The 19,715-nt window shown below is 51.9% G+C and carries 17 protein-coding genes; 14 read left to right on the top strand and 3 right to left on the bottom strand.

Going from position 1 to position 19,715, the window contains the following annotated elements; translation table 11 throughout:
* Positions 1-147 precede the first annotated feature (147 nt).
* Positions 148-1,035 (bottom strand): mechanosensitive ion channel family protein, encoded by an 888-nt coding sequence (locus tag ACA041_RS08575; protein WP_497440720.1) that lies wholly within the window; start codon positions 1,033-1,035, stop codon positions 148-150.
* A gap of 226 nt (positions 1,036-1,261) precedes the next feature.
* Between ACA041_RS08575 and ACA041_RS08570 the strand changes: the two genes are divergently transcribed.
* Entirely contained in the window at positions 1,262-1,897 is a 636-nt protein-coding gene (locus tag ACA041_RS08570; protein ID WP_497440719.1) for an RHS repeat-associated core domain-containing protein, read from the top strand.
* Here the strand turns inward: ACA041_RS08570 and ACA041_RS08565 are convergent.
* Positions 1,869-3,088, bottom strand: a protein-coding gene (locus ACA041_RS08565) for an IS3 family transposase (RefSeq protein ID WP_497434301.1) whose coding sequence is annotated in 2 segments (ribosomal slippage) — positions 1,869-2,743 and positions 2,743-3,088 — 1,221 coding nt in all. Because the reading frame shifts where the segments join, the coding sequence is not laid out codon by codon here. The genes ACA041_RS08570 and ACA041_RS08565 overlap by 29 nt on opposite strands.
* Before the next feature lie 742 nt (positions 3,089-3,830).
* Between ACA041_RS08565 and ACA041_RS08560 the strand changes: the two genes are divergently transcribed.
* On the top strand, positions 3,831-4,913 hold the full coding sequence (locus tag ACA041_RS08560; RefSeq protein WP_497440718.1) for an RHS repeat-associated core domain-containing protein: 1,083 nt from the start codon (positions 3,831-3,833) through the stop codon (positions 4,911-4,913).
* On the opposite strand, the gene ACA041_RS08555 is transcribed toward ACA041_RS08560, so the two are convergent.
* On the bottom strand, positions 4,905-5,183 hold the full coding sequence (locus ACA041_RS08555) for a helix-turn-helix domain-containing protein (RefSeq protein ID WP_497440717.1): 279 nt from the start codon (positions 5,181-5,183) through the stop codon (positions 4,905-4,907). The two genes, ACA041_RS08560 and ACA041_RS08555, sit on opposite strands and share 9 nt — an antisense overlap.
* Before the next feature lie 140 nt (positions 5,184-5,323).
* Between ACA041_RS08555 and ACA041_RS08550 the strand changes: the two genes are divergently transcribed.
* The 12 genes from ACA041_RS08550 to ACA041_RS08495 all read left to right on the top strand — a co-directional run bounded on the left by ACA041_RS08550 (position 5,324) and on the right by ACA041_RS08495 (position 19,708).
* The gene (locus ACA041_RS08550) at positions 5,324-6,115 is read left to right on the top strand and encodes a CPBP family glutamic-type intramembrane protease (protein ID WP_497440716.1); all 792 of its coding nucleotides are present in this window, start codon (positions 5,324-5,326) and stop codon (positions 6,113-6,115) included.
* A gap of 215 nt (positions 6,116-6,330) precedes the next feature.
* On the top strand, positions 6,331-6,765 hold the full coding sequence (locus tag ACA041_RS08545) for a low molecular weight protein-tyrosine-phosphatase (RefSeq protein ID WP_497440715.1): 435 nt from the start codon (positions 6,331-6,333) through the stop codon (positions 6,763-6,765).
* Between the two features lie 24 nt (positions 6,766-6,789).
* Complete coding sequence (locus tag ACA041_RS08540; RefSeq protein WP_497440714.1) at positions 6,790-9,024, top strand: polysaccharide biosynthesis tyrosine autokinase; 2,235 nt, start codon at positions 6,790-6,792, stop codon at positions 9,022-9,024.
* Positions 9,025-9,079: 55 nt separating this feature from the next.
* Positions 9,080-9,586 (top strand): transcription/translation regulatory transformer protein RfaH, encoded by a 507-nt coding sequence (rfaH, locus tag ACA041_RS08535; protein ID WP_497440713.1) that lies wholly within the window; start codon positions 9,080-9,082, stop codon positions 9,584-9,586.
* A gap of 845 nt (positions 9,587-10,431) precedes the next feature.
* Complete coding sequence (locus tag ACA041_RS08530) at positions 10,432-11,823, top strand: undecaprenyl-phosphate glucose phosphotransferase (protein WP_497440712.1); 1,392 nt, start codon at positions 10,432-10,434, stop codon at positions 11,821-11,823.
* A 203-nt stretch (positions 11,824-12,026) separates the two neighbouring features.
* Entirely contained in the window at positions 12,027-13,349 is a 1,323-nt protein-coding gene (locus ACA041_RS08525; RefSeq protein WP_497440711.1) for a UDP-glucose dehydrogenase family protein, read from the top strand.
* A gap of 130 nt (positions 13,350-13,479) precedes the next feature.
* Entirely contained in the window at positions 13,480-14,346 is an 867-nt protein-coding gene (locus ACA041_RS08520; protein WP_497440710.1) for an ATP-grasp fold amidoligase family protein, read from the top strand.
* A 13-nt stretch (positions 14,347-14,359) separates the two neighbouring features.
* The gene (locus ACA041_RS08515) at positions 14,360-15,682 is read left to right on the top strand and encodes a lipopolysaccharide biosynthesis protein (RefSeq protein WP_497440709.1); all 1,323 of its coding nucleotides are present in this window, start codon (positions 14,360-14,362) and stop codon (positions 15,680-15,682) included.
* A 112-nt stretch (positions 15,683-15,794) separates the two neighbouring features.
* A complete protein-coding gene (locus ACA041_RS08510) occupies positions 15,795-16,997 on the top strand; it encodes a hypothetical protein (protein WP_497440708.1) in 1,203 nt (400 codons plus the stop codon).
* Positions 16,994-18,088: a glycosyltransferase family 4 protein gene (locus ACA041_RS08505; protein ID WP_497440707.1), complete on the top strand. Its 1,095-nt coding sequence runs from the start codon at positions 16,994-16,996 to the stop codon at positions 18,086-18,088. The genes ACA041_RS08510 and ACA041_RS08505 overlap by 4 nt, the downstream gene beginning before the upstream one ends.
* A complete protein-coding gene (locus tag ACA041_RS08500; protein WP_497440706.1) occupies positions 18,085-19,170 on the top strand; it encodes a glycosyltransferase family 4 protein in 1,086 nt (361 codons plus the stop codon). The genes ACA041_RS08505 and ACA041_RS08500 overlap by 4 nt, the downstream gene beginning before the upstream one ends.
* Positions 19,157-19,708 (top strand): putative colanic acid biosynthesis acetyltransferase, encoded by a 552-nt coding sequence (locus ACA041_RS08495; protein ID WP_497440705.1) that lies wholly within the window; start codon positions 19,157-19,159, stop codon positions 19,706-19,708. The genes ACA041_RS08500 and ACA041_RS08495 overlap by 14 nt, the downstream gene beginning before the upstream one ends.
* Positions 19,709-19,715 lie beyond the last annotated feature (7 nt).

The raw sequence follows: 19,715 nt of genomic DNA, 5'->3' as shown, positions 1-19,715 counted from the left end.
GTGCCCACACCCCCCCCCACACACCCCCGATCCACTGTGGGAGCGAGCCTGCTCGCGATAGCGGTCCATCAACCACCAAAGATACCCCTGCCACACCGCCATCGCGAACAACCCCACCCCCACAAAACCTCACCCAGCACCTCCCCCTCACCCAACCTCCCTACCAACACCCCCCGCCCCATGCATACCCTCACCAAACTCCCTACTCACCACATCAACCTGAACTTGATTATTCACAATATTCTTCAACACTTCCCGAATCACCCCATTCACATCAAAATACACCGCCCCATAATGCTCACTGTGACAACACACCCGAACCATCAACACCACCGACTCCGAAGTAACACCTTTCAATCGAACATCAACCCCAGGCGCCGACAACACATTAGCCACCTTCCCCAAACGCTGCTGCAGCAACGCAACCACCCCCCGCTCATCCGTCTCAAACGGCAACGAAAACGACAGCTCCACCCGCCGAAAATCATTACTGGAAAAGTTCTGAATATTGTCAGAAAAAATCTTGTTATTACCCACCAGCGTCAACACGTTATCCGCCGTATTAACCGTAGTCACAAACAACCCAATCTCAGTCACCGTCCCCACCACACCGCCCGCCCCAATCTCATCACCCACCTTGAACGGCCGCAAAACGATGATGAACCCGCCGGCAGCCAAATTCGCCAACAACCCCGACCAAGCCATGCCAATGGCCAACCCAACCGCCGCCAGAATCGCCGCAAAGCTGGTCGTCTCAATCCCGCAATACCCAAGAATGGCAATCACCAGAATGATATTCAGCGTGACCGTGATAAAAGACCCGACATAACGCGACACCGTCGGATCAATCTTTTGCCGGGTCATCGAGCGCTGCACAAACCGAACAATAAAACCGATCATCCAACGGCCCACTATCCAAAACAGAACCGCAAAAACAATCTTGAGGCCAAAAGCAGATCCGTACTGGATGAGCAAGTCCACTAATTCATTGGCTTTATCGACACTGTCACTGGCAACGCTATTAAGTTCGTCCATGACGCAATACCCCTCGCTAGGAGAAGAAAGTTAGACACCTTCCCCTGCAGGCTCCTCACATTAACACTCGTTGTCTACTGTCAAGTTTGACAGGTGCGAGCCATGAACCCATTAACATCTCAAAGTTCGACCATCGCAGTCCTATCAGTTCTGATAGTAGGCAATGATTAAAAAAAGAACGATGCTGGCAGCTCGGCTTTATTGGACCTTGCACGGAGCTCAGCCAATGCCCCCCTCCTCTCGTGAAACCCTATTGGGTCGCTACCGCTACGACCCGCTGGATCGCCTCATCGATTGCAAATCCTTCAAGCAGGCTGCCATCCAGCGCTATTACTGCAAGGCAAGCCTGGCCACTGAAATACAAGGCGAAGGGCAACGCAGCATCGTGCAGCACGACGACCAGCTGTTGGCACAGCAGCAGCGCGAGGGCCTGGAGGTCGCCGCTACTCTGTTGGCGACTGATCAGCAACGTTCTGTGCTGAACGCGCTCGATGCCAACCAGCCTCACTCCCTCGCCTACACACCCTACGGCCATCGTCCGCCGGAGAATGGACTACTTAGCTTGCTCGGCTTCAACGGCGAACGGCCCGACCTGGTGACCGGGCATTATCATTGGGGCAATGGCTATCGGCAGTTCAACCCGGTGTTGATGCGGTTTAACAGCCCGGACCGTTTAAGTCCGTTCGGGGAAGGTGGCTTTAATGCTTATGCCTACTGCGAAAATGATCCGATCAATCACGCAGATCCGTCGGGTAAAGTGAAGCTTCATCTTATATTGCGCAGAATCTTCAACGAATGGACTTGCCCCTTCAAAACCGGACACCAACTCCCCGTTAAATTGATGCCACTGCCAAGCGCCTGAACTCCCTCGGTGAACGGTAGTTCAAGGCGCTGTGCGGATGCTGCTCGTTGTAATGTTCGAAGGCAATTGCCAAGTTACGCAGCGCCGTTTCTCGATTCGGCTTGGGCATGTGCGCCACGTAATCACGCTTGATCGTCTTCACGAAGCTCTCTGCCATGCCATTACTCTGTGGGCTACGCACCGGTGTGGTCACCGGCTGCAAGCCGATCTGTCGAGCAAACAGGCGCGTCTGTTCGGCGGTGTAGGCCGAACCGTTATCGCTGAGCCACTGCACCGGCGTTGCAGGCAGTTGATCACCGAAGCGCTTCTCCACGCTTTCCAACATCAAGTCGCGGATATCATCGCCGCTGTACCCGGTTGGGCTGGCGACCCAGCCGATGGCTTCGCGATCACAGCAGTCCAGGGCGAAGGTCACGCTCAGTTTGGCGCCGTCCTCGCAACGGAATTCAAAGCCGTCCGAGCACCAGCGCGTATCGCTGGTTTGCACCGCAATACGGCCTTCGTGCCGACGCGGCACGCCGGGTTGTTTGATCCGGCGTTCAAGCAGCAGGTTGTGATCACGCATAACCCGGTAAACCCGCTTCACGTTGATCGCGGGTAGCAACTGGGTTTCACGGGCGCGTCGCAGCAATCCCCAGACTCGACGGTAGCCATAGCTGGGCAGTTCGCTGACCTGTTGCTGGATTTCGGCCACCAACTCAGCGTCGTTCACAGGCCTGCTTCGCCGTGTCTTGGGCGATACCGATTGCTTGATTCGAACCGTTAATTGCGAGCGCGCCACACCGAGACATTCGCTGACCAGCTTCACTGGTCGTCCCCCGGCAACAAGGGTGAGTGCGCAATCCATTTTCGCGACCGGGCGATCTCCACGGCTTCTTTGAGGATTTCCGCTTCCATCGTTTTCTTGCCCAACATCCGTTGCAGTTCACGGATCTGCTTGAGCGCATCGCTCAGCTCGGAGGCCGGCACCACGGCTTCGCCCGCGCTGACCGCCGACAGGCTGCCGTCCTGATACAGCTTGCGCCACAGGAATAACTGGTTGGCATTGATGCCGTTGCGCCGAGCGACGACCGACACACTTTGCCCTGGCTCAAGGCTCTCGCGAACCATGGCCAGCTTTTGCTCTGGGCTCCAGCGGCGCCGCCGCTCCTGACCCAAAAGCTCCCCACTCTTATCGTTGCTGTTAGTCATAAACATAACCGTTTGCCTATCCCTTATCGTAAGGGGGAAACGGTGTCCTGTCTTTCATGGGGCTCGTTCAACGAATCAGATGTATCCGGGATTCTGTCTCGGGTTAAAAAAGCCGTGGGTAGTGTAAAAAAAGTCAAAGCGAAAGCAACACCAACACCAACACCAACACCAACACCAAAGAAAACAGCACCTCCAAGACCTCCAAAAACACAACAAACAAACGCCCCTGCGACAAACAGAAGCCCCATCGTAAGGGCCAGCACCCGTAAAAAACCAAGCACGCTTGCACATAAGGCAATGGACGCCAACAAGGCTTCTATAGATCAAAGCAGCTTCGAGATAGCCCCTATTGGTAACTTTGCGGCTGCTGACGAGTGGGACGTGCAACTCGTCCTTAGGCCATTGCGTCCTATTAAGAACTACGCTTCTCCTGACGACTGGGACGTGCTTTTAACCCCTGACCCTATGCAACCTGCCGTTCGCTCAATCCGAACGTAGTATTCGCATGGCTCACCCCTGCGCCAGCAGAAAATCCCCCGTAAAAGCGCCCCTCCCGTGAGGAACAGTCTGTATGAGTATCAGGCACGACTCAGTAACGATTAACGATCAGGTTAAGGTAAAGAGCAGCCCCTTTAAAGTGAGGCGTATCTGTCGGTCCTATCAGTTCTGATAGTAGGCAATGATTAAAAAAAGAACGATGCTGGCAGCTCGGCTTTATTGGACCTTGCACGGAGCTCAGCCAATGCCCCCCTCCTCTCGTGAAACCCTATTGGGTCGCTACCGGTACGACCCGCTGGATCGCCTCATCGATTGCACACCCTTCAAACAGACTGCCATCCAGCGCTATTACTGCAAAGCACGCCTGGCCACTGAAATACAAGGCGAAGGGCAACGCACCATCGTGCAGCACGACGACCAGCTGTTGGCACAGCAGCAGCGCGAGGGCCTGGAGGTCGCCGCCACTCTGTTGGCGACTGATCAGCAACGTTCTGTGCTGAACGCGCTCGATGCCAACCAGCCTCACTCCCTCGCCTACACACCCTACGGCCATCGTCCGCCGGAGAATGGACTACTTAGCTTGCTCGGCTTCAACGGCGAACGGCCCGACCCGGTGACCGGGCATTATCATTTGGGCAATGGCTATCGGCAGTTCAATCCGGTGTTGATGCGGTTTAACAGCCCGGACAGCTGGAGCCCGTTTGGAAAGGGTGGGTTGAATGCGTACGCGTATTGCGAGGGGGATCCCAGGAACCAGGTGGATCCGACGGGGCATGGAGGTTTCAAAGTACCGATGATACCGAGGAGAGTGAACCCTTTACGGACGATATCAAACAGTTCGCGATCCATCTCAAGGTCATCAGCAGCCACCGCGACGACAGTTTCCGGAAGTACAAGTACAGGATTACCAGCGTCGAAAGCCGTCAATATTGATAAGGCCATCGAACGAATTAAGCAAAACGAACCCATTGCTGAAATCACCGGCGCTTATACTCAACGGGTCGAAGTACCCAACATCACCGTAAGCTCTAGCCTTTACCGCGAGGCACAAAAGAACTATAAGTTCATTCCTATGCCAAGCCACCCAGCCGTGAACGTACATGATACAGCGACCCCTGTGCGGACGATTACTGGTCAGCTGGATAAGTATCCTGACGATGTAACGATTTCACACCTCGAAAATGTGGCAGCCGTACAAAACTATTTAATTCCGGATAGTGGGCACTATTGGTCTACTGCCGCTAAAATGGTAGAAATAAGGCGAGCCAACGATATTTGGAAAAATACAGGAATCAATTTATTTAAAAAGCCCCCGATATCAGAATAGTTGTCGCCATTCTGGCTTGGCGACGCGAGCGCCCTGCTGAAAGTAGTAGGGTTCGGCCCTACTACCCGCAACGGCCGCGTTGACCTCAGGAGCGTGGGGGTGAAGCAACCCCAAACGCTCGGTCATGCCTTTGACACGAGCTACAACACCCATTGCTTTGGCGATGTATTGCGCGTGCCCCGTCTCAAACGCATCGGCCATAAAAATAGCCATGGCTTCAGGGCCGTCAAGGGCTGCTGCCGGGTCGTATTCGTAAATGTGCTCTTTCATTCTTGCCTCCACTCACTGGCGAGTTTCCTGGCCGTTTCAATATCACGGCTTTGGCTGCTTTTGTCGCCCTCCATTGCCCACCCACCCCAACATCTGCCTAAATGCCCACCTAAAAACCAGCCCCACCCAAGGAAGACCTCATGCTCCGACTGCCCTGGCCGTACCTGACGCTACTCACCGCAGGCTACGTCCTGGCACTCACCCACGGCCAACTCTCCCTCGCGGCAGCCCTCCCCCTCACCCTGCTCCTGCTAGCCGGCCTGGCCATCCAGCCACAAAACCACCCCTACGCCCGCTACCTCGGCCACACCCTATTCATCCTCCTGGCCCTGAGCCTGGCCCTCCACTACCTGCCAGGCTTCCACAACGCACAAGTCATCCCGCCACAACGTTTCAGCGAAAACGCCATCCCCTTCTCGATGTACCTGAACCTCGACAAACCCCTGATCGGCTTCTTTCTCATCCTCGCCTGCCCCTGGATCATCGCCCAACGCTCATTCACCCAAACCCTGAAAACCAGCACCATCACCCTGAGCCTGACCGCCCTGGCCACCCTCGCCAGCGCCTGCCTGCTCGGCATCATCGAATGGTCACCCAAATGGCCCGACGTCGCCCGAATCTGGCTGCTCAACAACCTGCTGCTGGTCACCCTGGTCGAAGAAGCCCTGTTCCGCGGCTATATACAAGGCGGCCTTAGCCAGCGCCTCAAACACCTGCCCTACGGCGAACACCTCGCCCTGCTACTCGCAGCGCTACTGTTCGGCCTGGCGCACTGGGGCGCCGGCTGGCAATGGGTCTTGCTCGCGACCCTGGCCGGCATCGGCTACGGCCTGGCCTACCGCTTCGGCGGATTGGCCGCCGCCATCGCCACGCACTTCGGCTTGAATCTGCTGCACTTCGGCCTGTTCACATACCCCATGCTGGCGGGATAGTCCTGCCAACAAGCCAAACGCTTGTATGAGAGAAAGTCACAGCCGAGCCTTGACCCTCCCCCCCCACGCCACTACAGTGCACGCTTTTGAAATGGCCCCGGCAGCAGCAATGCACCGGAGAAAGCCGTACTGTTGCGCTGGAAAGGAATTCCATCCCCCTCCTCCTGCTGCCTGTGCGGTCATCACATTCGATATCGCAACCTGCGCAGCCCCCTATGTTCAATAAAATTCTTGTCGTTTGCATCGGCAACATCTGCCGCAGCCCCACCGTCGAAGCCCTGCTTAAAAGCAGACTGGCCCATCGCGGCATCGACGTCAGTTCGGCGGGCCTCGGCGCCCTCGTGGACAAACCCATGGACAGCACCGCGCTGGAAGTCCTGCGCGAACATGGCAACGACCTTCCAGACCACAAAGGTCGGCAACTGACTCGAGAAATGCTGCAACAGGCCGATATAGTCCTGACCATGGAACAACGCCATGTGGAGAGCATTGCGCGAATGGCGCCGGAAGTCCGCGGCAAGACGTTCCTGCTGGGCAAGTGGCAGAACAACCAGGAAATCCCGGACCCCTACCGCCAGCAGAAAGTCGCTTTCGATCACGTCTACCAACTGATGACGCAAGGCGTCGACAGCTGGTCGCAAAAATTATAATCACCTCTTGTAAAAGTACCCCGCATGCCAAGCCAAAACAGCCTACCTATTCAGGATCACAGCGACGACGATGACAGCATCGATCTGCTCGCGCTATTCGGCACTTTGATTGATAGTAAGTGGATCATCATTGGCATCACTGCGCTGTTCTGCGCAATCGGTGTTGCAATCGCTCTGTTGTCAACGCCGATCTATCAAGCAAATGCACTCGTCCAGGTCGAGCAAAAGAAAGGCGGCATGGCGGCGCTTGGCGGTATGGGTGAAATGAGTGAAATGTTCGGTGGTACCTCCCCAGCAGTGACCGAAATCGAGCTACTCAAATCCCGGGCAGTACTGGGCAAAGCCGTGGAGAACCTCAAGCTCGACATAATCATAGAGCCTAACTACTTCCCTATGATCGGCCCCTTCCTGAGCCGGCGCTTTCAGCCAACCAGCCCAAACGAGCTGGCCTCTCCGTTGCTTGGCTTGAATAGCTATACATGGGGCGGAGAGAAACTCGACGTCTTTCAACTGGAAGTACCAAATGCGTACCTTGGTAAAACGCTGACGTTGCGCGCGGAAGGCAATGGCACCTTTACGCTGCTCAATGGCGGCGAAGAAGTCCTTGTGAATGGTCAGGCTGGAGAAAAGCTTGAGAAAAATGGCTTCAGGCTGCAAATTGCCACCCTTAATGCCAATCCTGGCACACTGTTCAGTATTACCAAACAGCGTCGCCTCAATACCATTCTGCAATACCAGGAAAATGTGTCGGCCAATGAGCGCGGTAAAGAGTCCGGCATTATCGGTCTGTCGCTGGAAAACGAAGATCCCCTACTGGCCAAAAAAGTGCTGGATGAAATCAGCCGGCTCTATGTATTGCAGAACGTCCAGCGCAATTCCGCGGAAGCCGCGCAAAGCCTTGAGTTCCTGCGCACCCAGTTACCAGATGTACGCAAGCAGCTGGAAAAAGCTGAAGGGCAACTTAACGCTTACCAGACCAGCGCCCGCTCAGTAGATATCACCATCGAGACCAAAGCCGTACTCGATCAGATCGTGGCCCTAGAAACGTTGATTTCCGAGCTAAAGCTTAAGCAAGCAGAAATGGAGCATCGCTTCACTCGCGAGCATCCGGCTTATCAGGCCTTGATGACGCAAATGGGACAACTCGATCAACAAAAACGCGGGCTTGAAAAGAAGGTAAAGAACTTGCCAGAAACCCAGCAGGAACTGCTGCGCTTGGCTCGCGATATGCAAGTCACCACCGAAATCTATACGCAACTGTTGAATAAAACTCAGGAGCTAGACATCGTCCGCGCTGGTACTGTGGGCAACGTCCGTATCATCGATTCGGCTGATGCGAATATCGAAAGGCCGGTCAAACCGAAAAAGCCTCTGATCGTGCTGATCGCTACACTGCTCGGTGGTCTGATAGCCGTTGCTTACGTACTGATCCGCAAAGCGATAAACCGCGGAGTCGAAGACCCGGAGACTATCGAACAACTGGGCATCCCCGTTTATGCATCGATCCCACTCAGCAAGGGACAAACTCTGCTTGAAAACAATTTGAAGGGTAACAGTCGCGCCAGCACTGGCTCGCTGCTGTTGGCAGTGAATAACCCAGCAGATCTTGCCGTGGAATCGTTGCGTAGCCTACGTACTAGTCTGCACTTCGCGACCCTGGAGGCTAAGAACAACATCCTTATGATCTCCGGTCCGAGCCCGGCTGTGGGCAAATCCTTTGTCTCGTGCAACCTGGCGGCCATCATCGCCCAGACTGGACAGAAGGTCTTGCTGGTCGATGCCGACATGCGCAAAGGCTACCTAAACAAACTGTTCCGCCTTGACGTGAGCAATGGCTTGTCTGACCTGCTTGCCGGCAAAATCGACTTGAAAACCGCCACTCACGCAACCGAAGTAGACAACCTGCACGTCATCACCCGCGGGCAGATCCCACCGAACCCGTCGGAATTGCTGATGCACAGCAATTTCACCCAGTTTCTGGATGACGTCAGTAGTCAGTACGATGTAGTCATCATCGACACCCCGCCGATCCTCGCGGTCACCGATGCCGCCCTGGTCGGTCGCCAAGCAGGTACAAGCCTGATCGTGACCCGTTTCGGCGTCAATGCCGCCAAAGAAATCCTGGTGACCAAGCGCCGCTTCGAGCAGAACGGCATCGTCGTCAAAGGCGCGATTTTCAATGCCGTGGAACGCAAAGCATCTGCCTACGGCTACGGCAACTACAGCTACTACCAATACGAATACGCTTCAGACAAATAAACACCGGAATATCAGGGCAGCGCCGCTGCCCTGATCGACCCATGAGAGCCCCTGCATGCCACCCCAGCACCCGCCACCCCGCTGGTACCTGATCCAGTGCAAACCACGGCAAGACTCTCGCGCCGAGGAAAACCTGACGCGCCAAGCATTCAAGTGCTACCGACCTACCCATTACGTCGAACGCGTCCAGCGTGGCCGTCGCACCACTTCAGTGGAGTCCTTGTTCCCTGGTTACCTGTTCATTCTGCTCGACCAGCTGAACGATAACTGGCACCCCATCCGCTCAACCCGCGGCGTGAACCAACTGGTGACGTTCGGCAAACAACCGATCGCCGTGACAGACGAACTCATCGAACAACTTAAACAACGACTCAGCGACAAACCGCAAGAATCGGTAGCGTTTGAGCCAGGAGACCGCGTGCGAATTAACAGCGGCAGCTACAAAGAACTCGAAGCCATCTTCCTCTCCCGTGATGGCGCCGAACGCATCGTAATTCTCCTGCAACTACTGCATCGCGAACACACCATAACCATCCCAATCAGCGCCATAGAAAAAACCTGACCCACGTCCCGCCCTCTACAACAAAAACAATACATCCACATGTCATCCCACATCCCGCCCTGCCGCTGCACCCGCCCGCCTTATATCTGTGGGAGCGAAGCTTGCTCGCGATAGCGATCGACCTTACGCGACACGTCCCCGACCCATGCTCAAAACTGAGTTGCCTATAAAGCTCCACACATCTGCAGACCGTCCAGCAATTCACTTAGAGCAAGCGTCATAGCTATATGACATCACAGTCACACTGCTTTTCACCAAAACTCGCAACTGTTCCGCTCAAGACCTGAATTAGCGATACAAAATCCAAGACTTCACAGTCACTCCCTACACAGAATCCGTGATCCCCTACTCAAAACACACAGTCCTGTCTGTAGGATCTTTCATCCAAGACTGTATTTGCCTTCACTTTTCCCACCAAATAAGTAAAATGCGCCGTCGGCTGAGAAAACAACTCATTTCGGCAGGATGCCATTGCACAGACATCGCGTTGTGCAGCAGTCAAGGAAAGACTCATCTCCTCTGCGCGCCATTAACCGAGCAAAGACTCGGGCCTGCCTGATTGATCCTCTCCCCAAAAATTGCCAGCGCTTGTGCATACGGCTCACGTCGCACCCACGGCGCACGTTCTCAGGAAACCAACGGTCAATCCTGGGGCGGTAGCGTGCCCAAAACCTTGATATTGGCCAAGGCAAGTGCGTTCCCCGCCACGGATGCGGGGAGCGCCACGACAACGACCGGTTTGTGCCTCATGCCCAAACAGTAACTGCAGCTGCATGGAGGTCATACCTCCGCACAGCGGGCACAGCCCGGAAGGCTGTGTCCATTCCAACGCGAGGGACCTTATTTTGATTCGCAAGCGCAGCACCACGATGCCAACAGGACGCAGCCTTACGTTCTGGACCCAATGGCTGGCGGCAATCTCCATTCTCATTCTGCTGCTTTGCGCACTGGCAGTGATGAAAACAGGGGAAGTCGATACCCAATACCGCATGCTGGGCGCGTTCATGTTGCTCGGCTCAGTACCGGCTTATTCCATGATGCAGGTCTACCACAAGCATCATGGCTACGTAGTCGGGCTCGGCCGCCTGCTTGCCGGATGGCTAGTGTTGCTCTCGGGTCTGATGGTTATAGCGTTCATTACCAAGACCAGTGAGCTGTTCTCCCGCGAAGTGATCCTGACGTGGATCTTCGCTGGTTTTGCTGTGCAAGCCTGCCTGTACCTGCCATTGCATAATTTGGCTAGACGCTATCAGCAGAAACTTCAGGCTGCTCGCACCTCGCTGATCGTAGGCACGGGTGAGTTGGCCATCGACCTCGCAGACAAACTAACTCTGCAAAAAAACGAACCGTTGATAGGTCTGGTGGCGGCGGACGATCTGCCGTTACCAAGTGGCAGTCTTTACCCTATTCTGGGCAGTCTCGCCCACTTGCGAGACCTGATCGCGACCCATCGCATTCGCCGGCTTTACATAGCCTTGCCACTGACTGAAGCGGAAAAGATCGAGGAACTCTACATCGATTTGCTGGACTCCAGCGTCGACGTCATCTGGATTCCCGATCTGCGAAGCCTGATTCTGCTCAATCACTCGGTATCGGAAATCGAAGGGCTCCCTGCGATTCACCTCAATGAAAGCCCGCTAACCTCTTACCCGACTGCAGCACTCTCCAAAGCCTTACTGGATCGCACCGTAGCGTTGTTCGCCATTATCATGCTGAGCCCAGTGTTATTAGTCACCGCCCTCGCCGTGAAGATGTCATCGCCCGGCCCAGTGCTGTTCAAACAAAAACGCCATGGCTGGAACGGCAAGATCATCAAGGTCTGGAAGTTTCGCTCTATGCGCATGCACGACGACCAGGAGGTCAAACAAGCCAGCCGTCACGACCCCCGCATTACCCGCGTCGGCCAATTCATCCGCCGCACCTCCATCGATGAATTGCCACAACTATTCAATGCCCTTCAAGGAAAGATGTCGCTGGTTGGACCCCGTCCTCACGCAGTAGCCCATAACGACTACTACACGGGTAAAATCGATGCATATATGGCGCGCCATCGGATCAAACCAGGGATTACCGGCTTGGCACAGATCAGCGGTTACCGAGGTGAGACAGAAACCATCGACAAGATGGAAAAGCGTGTAGAGCTAGATCTCGCTTACATCAATAACTGGTCGTTGTGGCTGGATATCAAAATATTGATCAAGACGCCGTTCACGTTGTTATCTAAGAATATTTATTAATCGAATTTTTTACGAGCACGGTTTGCTGTCGATGGCGCTCTTCAAATCGCCACCGTAGCAAAAACGAACCGTACAACAACCATTTATCAATAAGCTCTTTCATTCTAACTAGAGTGAACCTGCTCAAGATGCACTGCTATAGATGGCAATGCACTTAACCTTTTTGCTTTTCTCCACCCGTCACTCGTTCAAAGGGAATCGACATGAAAGTCACAGTTTTCGGCATCGGTTACGTCGGTCTGGTCCAAGGAGCGGTCCTTGCAGAGGTCGGCCACGACGTAATCTGTATTGATGTCGATGCCAACAAGGTCGAACGCCTTAAGCAAGGCCATATTCCGATCTACGAGCCAGGCCTCGAAGCCTTAGTAAAAGAAAACCACGCGGCTGGCCGCTTGAATTTCACAACTGATGCTGCAGCAGGTGTAAAACACGGCGAAGTCCAGTTTATCGCCGTGGGCACACCACCGGACGAAGACGGTTCAGCCGACCTTAAATACGTACTCAAGGTGGCTGAAACAATTGCGCAGCACATGGAAAGCCACCAGATTATCATCGACAAATCCACTGTCCCTGTGGGCACGGCCGACAAGGTAAGCACCCGCGTTGCTGAAGTACTCACTCAGCGTGGCCGTGAGGAGTTGACTTTTGACGTGGTGTCCAACCCCGAGTTTCTGAAGGAAGGTTCAGCTGTCGCCGACTGCATGCGCCCAGACCGTATTGTCATCGGTACCAATAGCTCCAGTACTGAAGAAGTTATCCGGGAACTGTATGCGCCATTCAATCGCAACCATGAGAAGATCATAGTCATGGATGTTCGCAGTGCCGAACTGACGAAGTACGCGGCTAACTGCATGTTGGCGACTAAAATCAGCTTTATGAACGAAATGGCGAACTTGGCGGAGATGCTCGGTGCCGATATCGAGATGGTGAGGCTAGGCATAGGCTCCGACCCTCGCATTGGATACCATTTTCTCTACGCGGGCGCAGGTTACGGTGGCTCCTGTTTCCCAAAAGATGTGCAGGCCCTGATCCACACAGCCGATAGCATTGACTTCGACGCCACATTGCTCAAAGCCGTTGAAAGTCGTAACCACGAACAGAAAAGCACGCTATACAGGAAGATTCACAAGAAGTTTGATGGTGATTTATATGGCAAAACCTTCGCCATCTGGGGGCTTAGTTTTAAACCCAATACTGACGATATGCGCGAAGCCCCAAGTCGAGTGTTAATGGAAGCACTATGGAAAGCCGGTGCCATGGTGCAGGCATATGATCCGGAAGCTATGGAGGAAGCACAACGTATCTATGGCAGCCGTGATGATCTAAATCTATGCGGCACCAAAGAGGCTGCGCTAAAGGGCGCAGATGCGCTTGTAATCGTAACCGAGTGGCAGAGCTTTAAAGCACCTGACTTCGAATTTATCAAGCAGCAGCTCAGCCAACCGATAATTTTCGATGGCCGAAATTTGTTTGAACCAAAGCGGATGAAAAAGAAAGGCTTTTTTTACGAAGGTGTTGGCCGCTAACGGCCGAAGCCTGGCGGATGTAACAGCCATTGTAAATAGTAAAAATCTGCTTAGAACAACTTTCTTGCGATGTACTATATTAATTTAGTACTCGCACCCTGTTCAGTCGGCTGCTTCAACGGATTATTTGATGAAAAATCTATTACCGGATTGGCTGTATTTTCAGCTGGTTTATCTCAAGAACAACAAACGAATTGGTAATTTCGAAAATCCTGGTCGTTTTTCGGAAAAATTGTTTTCTCGAATTCAAAATCCGCTACCTGTTTTTAGCATGTTGGCTGATAAAGTGGCAGTGCGTAAATACGTAGCAGATTTAATCGGCGAGCAATATTTGGTGCCTTGTTACGGTGTTTATGAGCGGATGACGCCTGAATATTTCGACGATCTGCCAAACAGTTTTGTGCTGAAGGCAAACCACGGTGCAGGCCAAGTTCTCGTAGTTACAAACAAAGCTGCGCATTTGCCTGAATCGGTTGCCACAATCGCAAATGCTTGGCTAGACGAGGATTACGGCGACGACTCTAGGGAGCGACATTACAAGCTAATTCCACGTCGCCTGCTGGCAGAAAAAGCGCTATTGCAGAATGGCGATTCACCTGACGACTACAAAGTGCATGTTTTCAACCCTCACGACGGACGTGATCCATTTTGTTTTATCCAGTTGATCAAAGGACGCGGCGGCATACTAAGTCAGGCGATATATCTCAGCGACTGGAAAAAGGCGCCCTTCTGGCGCGCAGGCTATGAAGCAATTCAGCAAGCGGACAACTCTCCGCGCCCTAAATGTCTACGAGAAATGGTTGATGCGGCTATCAAATTGACGGGACCGTTAGGTTATGCTCGTGTGGATTTTTATGTGCACGAAGATCGTCTCTATTTTGGGGAACTGACGCTTACACCAGCAGGCGGACGTGTCCGCTTCGAGCCGGACGATTTGGATGTACAGCTCGGAAATCTTTTCGCTTGGCCGGACCAGATGCCAGAAATGATTGCCTAAGCGGAGCCGATCAATGAATTCATTGCGCGTTAAAATTGCCCGCAACCTATCCGGCTATGGTTATTCACAAGGGGCCACTTTAGTGGCTCAGATTGTGGTGGTGCCTTTTTTCCTCGCCGCTTGGGGTGTGCGGCAGTATGGCGAATGGCTGGTGCTGACCAGTGTTCCCATGTTTCTTGCACTCATGGAACTAGGCGTGGCACAGGCATCGGCAACCCGGGCGTCAATGGCATCGGGATGTAAGGATGTGGTGGCAGTTCGACGAACACTAGACACAGCGATGGCGTTCAGCATAGCCGCCTCCATTTGTGTTGCGTTGGTGGGCAATATTTTGGCAATGAGCCTGCCTTGGGCAAGCTGGTTAAATTTATCTGATATCAACGCCCGTACTGCCAGTACCGTTTTTGCATGTATGTCCTTTTATCTGGCGGGCAACTTTTTAGCCGGACCGATTAGTGCTTGGATGAAGGCAATGGATCGAACGGCGCTGTCCGCATTTTGGATGGCCAACCGGCGGGTCGCTGAAATGGTTATTACTGCGGTTGCACTTTCTCTTGGCGCCAGTCCAGTTACGCTAGCTGTCTGCCTCATGCTGACTTCGTTTGTCACAGTTGTGATCTGCTATTTGATTGCACTGCGCCATTCAACAATTGGTGCCATGGCACTGCGACATGCCAGCAGGAAAGAGTTCAAAATCGTTTTCTGGCCAGCTGTTTCATTTATGGCAATGCCGCTGGCTCAGGTCGTAGCTTTGCAAGGGGGTGTGCAATTACTCAATTCACTTGCCGGCGGCGCGGCGGTGGCATCATTTTCCATGGCTAGAACAATGGTTCGTCTGCTTATGCAGGTGGGTATAGTGTTCAATAACGCTATGCGCCCGGAAGTTTCAAGGCTGCTTGGCCAGGGACAAGCGCGTTTGGCACGGAATGTGGTGAAAAAAGGCTCGTTAGTTGCTGGATTACTTATGCTTGCGGGTATGGTTGGAGTTGCGCTGCTGGGGCCATTGGTGTTAAAGGCCTGGTCTGGAGGAAAGGTAATATTGCCGGCATCTTTTCTTGTATTATTGGCATTGCACGCAGTCGTTAACGTACTTTGGTTTGTGCCATCGACGCTTTTATTCGCTAAAAACCGCCATGGCAGCATCTCTTGGTATTATATGATTTTCTCCATTTTAGCACTAGCCGCGTGGTGGTTGGGCTCTTCACGAGTAGAGCCGAATATAGGTGCCGCATTGATGATGCTAGTGCCCGAATTGTTGACAGGAGGGATGTTGCTTTACTGGGCTTTTTCTCAGAAAGATAAGGCAACCCAAAGTGTCTCAACGCTAAACAAATAAATTAGAACGGACCGGTTAAGATATGCTTTGGGGAATATTAATTGTTTTTGAGGCCATGGTCACGGCACTGTTGGCGATCCGATTGAGGGTTCCGGCTGCCGGAATACTAATCATGTCTTATATTGTTCTTATGAAGATAACATTTTACGCCTTCTCGAACTTGGGGCTTCAGTTTGATTTAGGCGCCACTTCGTACATGGGATACTTCTATAAAGGAAACCAGACTCTTTTTATCTATTCTTTAATATTTTGGTCTGTCGCAGCATCATTGATATGGGTTCCTCGCAATGTAGAGTGGCTGTCAGGGTTTAGGCTCTCCCTTAGCAATAAAATGGCTAAGCGCTCAGGCACTCCGCTTTTGGTCATTATTTACGCGATCATCATAATAAATCTTATTTTTATGGATAAATCTGCGGTTTGGTCAAACAACGAGTACCTGTTTATTACTGGTCCAAAAGGCTATTTCCTTCCGCCAAATGTCGCAATGCTGTTCATTGCTGCAATGACTGTTGGCTCAGTTGTCTGCTCGATATTTATGCCATTTTTCATTAAAAAGAGTCGAACGCAAGCTATCCTTGCTTTATCAGCTTGGTCCTTTTGGTTTGCTTTTTATCTTTCCGCAGGATCCAGACTCGCCGCCGTCATGTTTTTTTTATTTTTCGCAATCCAGTTCCTTTTGTCTAAAGGTCGGATGGCAGCCTGCTATTTGATAACAGCGTTTTTTGGTGCCTTTATCTTCATGATGATTGCATTGGCAACTCGGGCTAGTGGCGAACATGGAATCTCTAATTTTTTCGGAGCAATAGACTATTTCTCCGGCAGGATGGCTTTGGATTTTGCAATTTTCTCCTGGGTAAATTTTATGCAAGGCATTTTTGTCACAAGTGACGGCCTTGTTTATGATTACTTTTACAACAACGAATATAAGTTACTTTCTTTCTCACCGCTTCCGTCTTTTATTGATACTTTCGATGAAGTCAGAAAAGGATCACAGATTATGCTACACCAATCTGTACCCATGAGCGGTATCGCTGAGGTCTACCATTTCGGACCACTCTATTTCCTACTTTACATCGGTCTTCTCGTTTTTATTCTACGAACTGCTCACAAATCGTTTGGTCGAAAATTTTACTATTTAACAGCATTCGCTAATTTTTACATCTTCATTATGTTTATTATCATGAACTCATACGCTGTCCGGAATAGCTTTAGACAAACATTGCTAGCATACGTGGTGTTAGTTTTCGCAGGAGCATTATCTAATTTTAGAAAGACACTTACCAGCGTCTGGGGACGACCTAGGGTTAACATATGAAACTTATTTACGTCCAACCAATCCTCGCCAGCTATCGCCAGGAGCTAGTCGCTCGACTCACCAGTGCATATGAACTTACTGTACTGTGTGGTGTTCCGACGAATGGCAGCGGTTTTAAATCGCTAGTACCAAAGGGCGTGACAGTTATTGACTGCCCTCACAAATCGCTCATAGGTGGTCGCATTTTGATTCAGAAGGGCGTTTTAGAAGCCATACGAAATCAAAAGCCTGATGTAGTACTGACCTGTGCAAATATAAGAGATCTAACTTATTGGAGACTTCTATTCCTTTGCCGAAAACTGGGCATCAAAGTGTTCTCCCACGGTCAAGGGCTATACTCCAAACGATACGTAAATCCACTGATTGGCTTCCTCTATCTCTCTGCTATCCGCCTTTCGCACAAATACATATGCTATACCCCAGTGTCCCGCGATTCTCTGGTTGCCATAGGCTGTTCACCGAACAAGTTGGCTGTTGCGGATAACGCTATTAGATTCTCAGTGGACGCAGGAAAAAATCCAAAACGGGGGGACGAACAGGGAGTGTTGTTTATTGGCCGCCTGCGTGAACAGTGCGGACTGGAAGATCTCGTAACTGGAGTTGCCGATCTACGTGTGCATCATCCAGAAGTAATTTTGCATATAGTAGGTAGCGGTGAACTGGAGGAAAAGTATCGCAAACTTTACACTCAACCATGGATTGTGTTTCACGGTGCAATCTACGACGACGCTCAGATTTTGGAGCTGAGCCGAGATTGTCGGGTAGGATGTTACCCAGGCAACGCTGGATTGAGTGTGGTGCATTATTTCTCGCTTCGTTTGCCACCGATAGTACATGATGACATATGCTCGCACATGGGGCCGGAACCCTCATATGTTAAAGATGGTATTAATGGAATTCTCTTCTCGAAGAGCTTGAAATCCACTGCCATTACTGAAGCACTTGGTCGAGTTTGGGATATGTCGTTTGCAGAATACAGACAAGTAAGTGCAGCTGCCTATTCTGAATATGAACGGCTAAATACTCCATCGATGGCCACTAAGATGATCAATATCCTTACTTCTCCACAGTCCCAGGAGAAATCGCTTTGATCTTTCTGGGCGACATCCCTCCTCCACTGCACGGCATGTCAGTTATAAACCAGAAAATGTTAGCGCGTCTAAGACAACTGGGAACTGTGACCTTCATCAATACTTCACCGACGCAACTTTCGAAGTTTTTCCATTCTCGTTTATGGCTTCTAATCAAAACAGCATTTTTCGTACCGGTAACTTTTCGTCTGCTCTGGGCGCTACTCGTCCGTCGCGAACGAGTGTTGTACCGCGCGCTCAATGGCGGCAACGGTCAAGTTTTTGACCTGTGCTGGCTATGGTTGGCGAGACTCTTTGGCGCTAAGATGTTCCTGCATCACCATGCGTCTCTATATCTGACATCCCCATCCGCTTTATTCGCTCTGGTATGCCGGGCTGCTGGCGATAATGCTTGTCATATCGTACTAGGTGAGGCTATGCACGAAGCACTCCTAAAAAATTACAATGTTCCGGCGGAGCGTATTCGAGTGTTATCTAATGCCGCATTTTTTGCTGAAAATTCCAAGGTACAGGTTTCAAATGAAGAGTACAGGGCGCTAAGGATCGGATATATGGCCAATCTATCCATATCGAAAGGGCTCGACGTATTTTTAGAAACGTTAACCGAGCTCAAACATAGCGGGCTTGCTTTTGAGGCCGTTGTCGCCGGTCCCTGTCATGATCAGGCGTTGAGTAGACGACTCGAGGAGGTGTGCGCAGCATTACCGGAACTACGGTATGTGGGTGGGCTTTATGGAGAAGAGAAAGCCCAGTTTTTTGCTGGACTGGACTATTTTGTCTACCCCTCACGTAATGAGGCTGAGCCGCTGGTTATGTATGAAGCAGCTGTTGAAGGAGCATATATCCTGAGCAGCGAGGCAGGTTGCATGAAGGCATCGGCTCGGCGATTGCACGGCTGGTCTATGCCGCTGGCATCTGCTGCGGGTTGGGCGAGCGCCGCATCTTCTCATCTAATGCAATCGATGCCTGAAATGACCGCGGTTGCACGTCATAAAAGAAAAGCAATTTTCCAAGCATTTGTCGCTGAATCACGTGCTGACCTGGATCGCCTAACACAGGATATTGTATATGCAGAGGCTTGATCGTTTTGAACTCCCCCCAGGATTTCGCGGGCGCTCTGGCATAAAATGCCAATTATGGTGGTTAGTGCAATCCTGCTTGTTCGCTCTCTCACCACAATTCATGTATAGCTGGCGAAACTTTCTACTTCGTACATTCGGCGCCAAGATAGGAAAAGGCGCGATTATTCGACCATCGGTGCGCGTAACCTACCCATGGAAATTGACCGTAGGTGATTTCGCTTGGATTGGCGACCATGTCGAACTTTATACATTGGCTGAAATCCACATTGCTGCACATGCCGTTGTATCGCAACGCTCGTATCTTTGCACTGGCAGCCATAATCCGGCCAGTCGAACTTTTCAAATTTATGCGAAGCCTATTTCTGTGGAAGAGGGGGCGTGGATAGCAACCGATGTATTTGTTGCGCCTGGGGTAACGATTGGCAGAAATGCGCTGATCGGTGCGCGCAGCACGCTTTTAACGGATGCCAAAGCAGACTTTGTATATGTGGGCTCTCCGGCCAAAGCTGTGAAAAAGCGAGTGTTTGAGACTACATAGTGTGTAG

Source organism: Pseudomonas sp. LBUM1676 (assembly GCF_059695605.1).
Note: the sequence above shows the minus strand (reverse complement) of the source record. Positions and strands in the feature narration are given on the sequence as shown.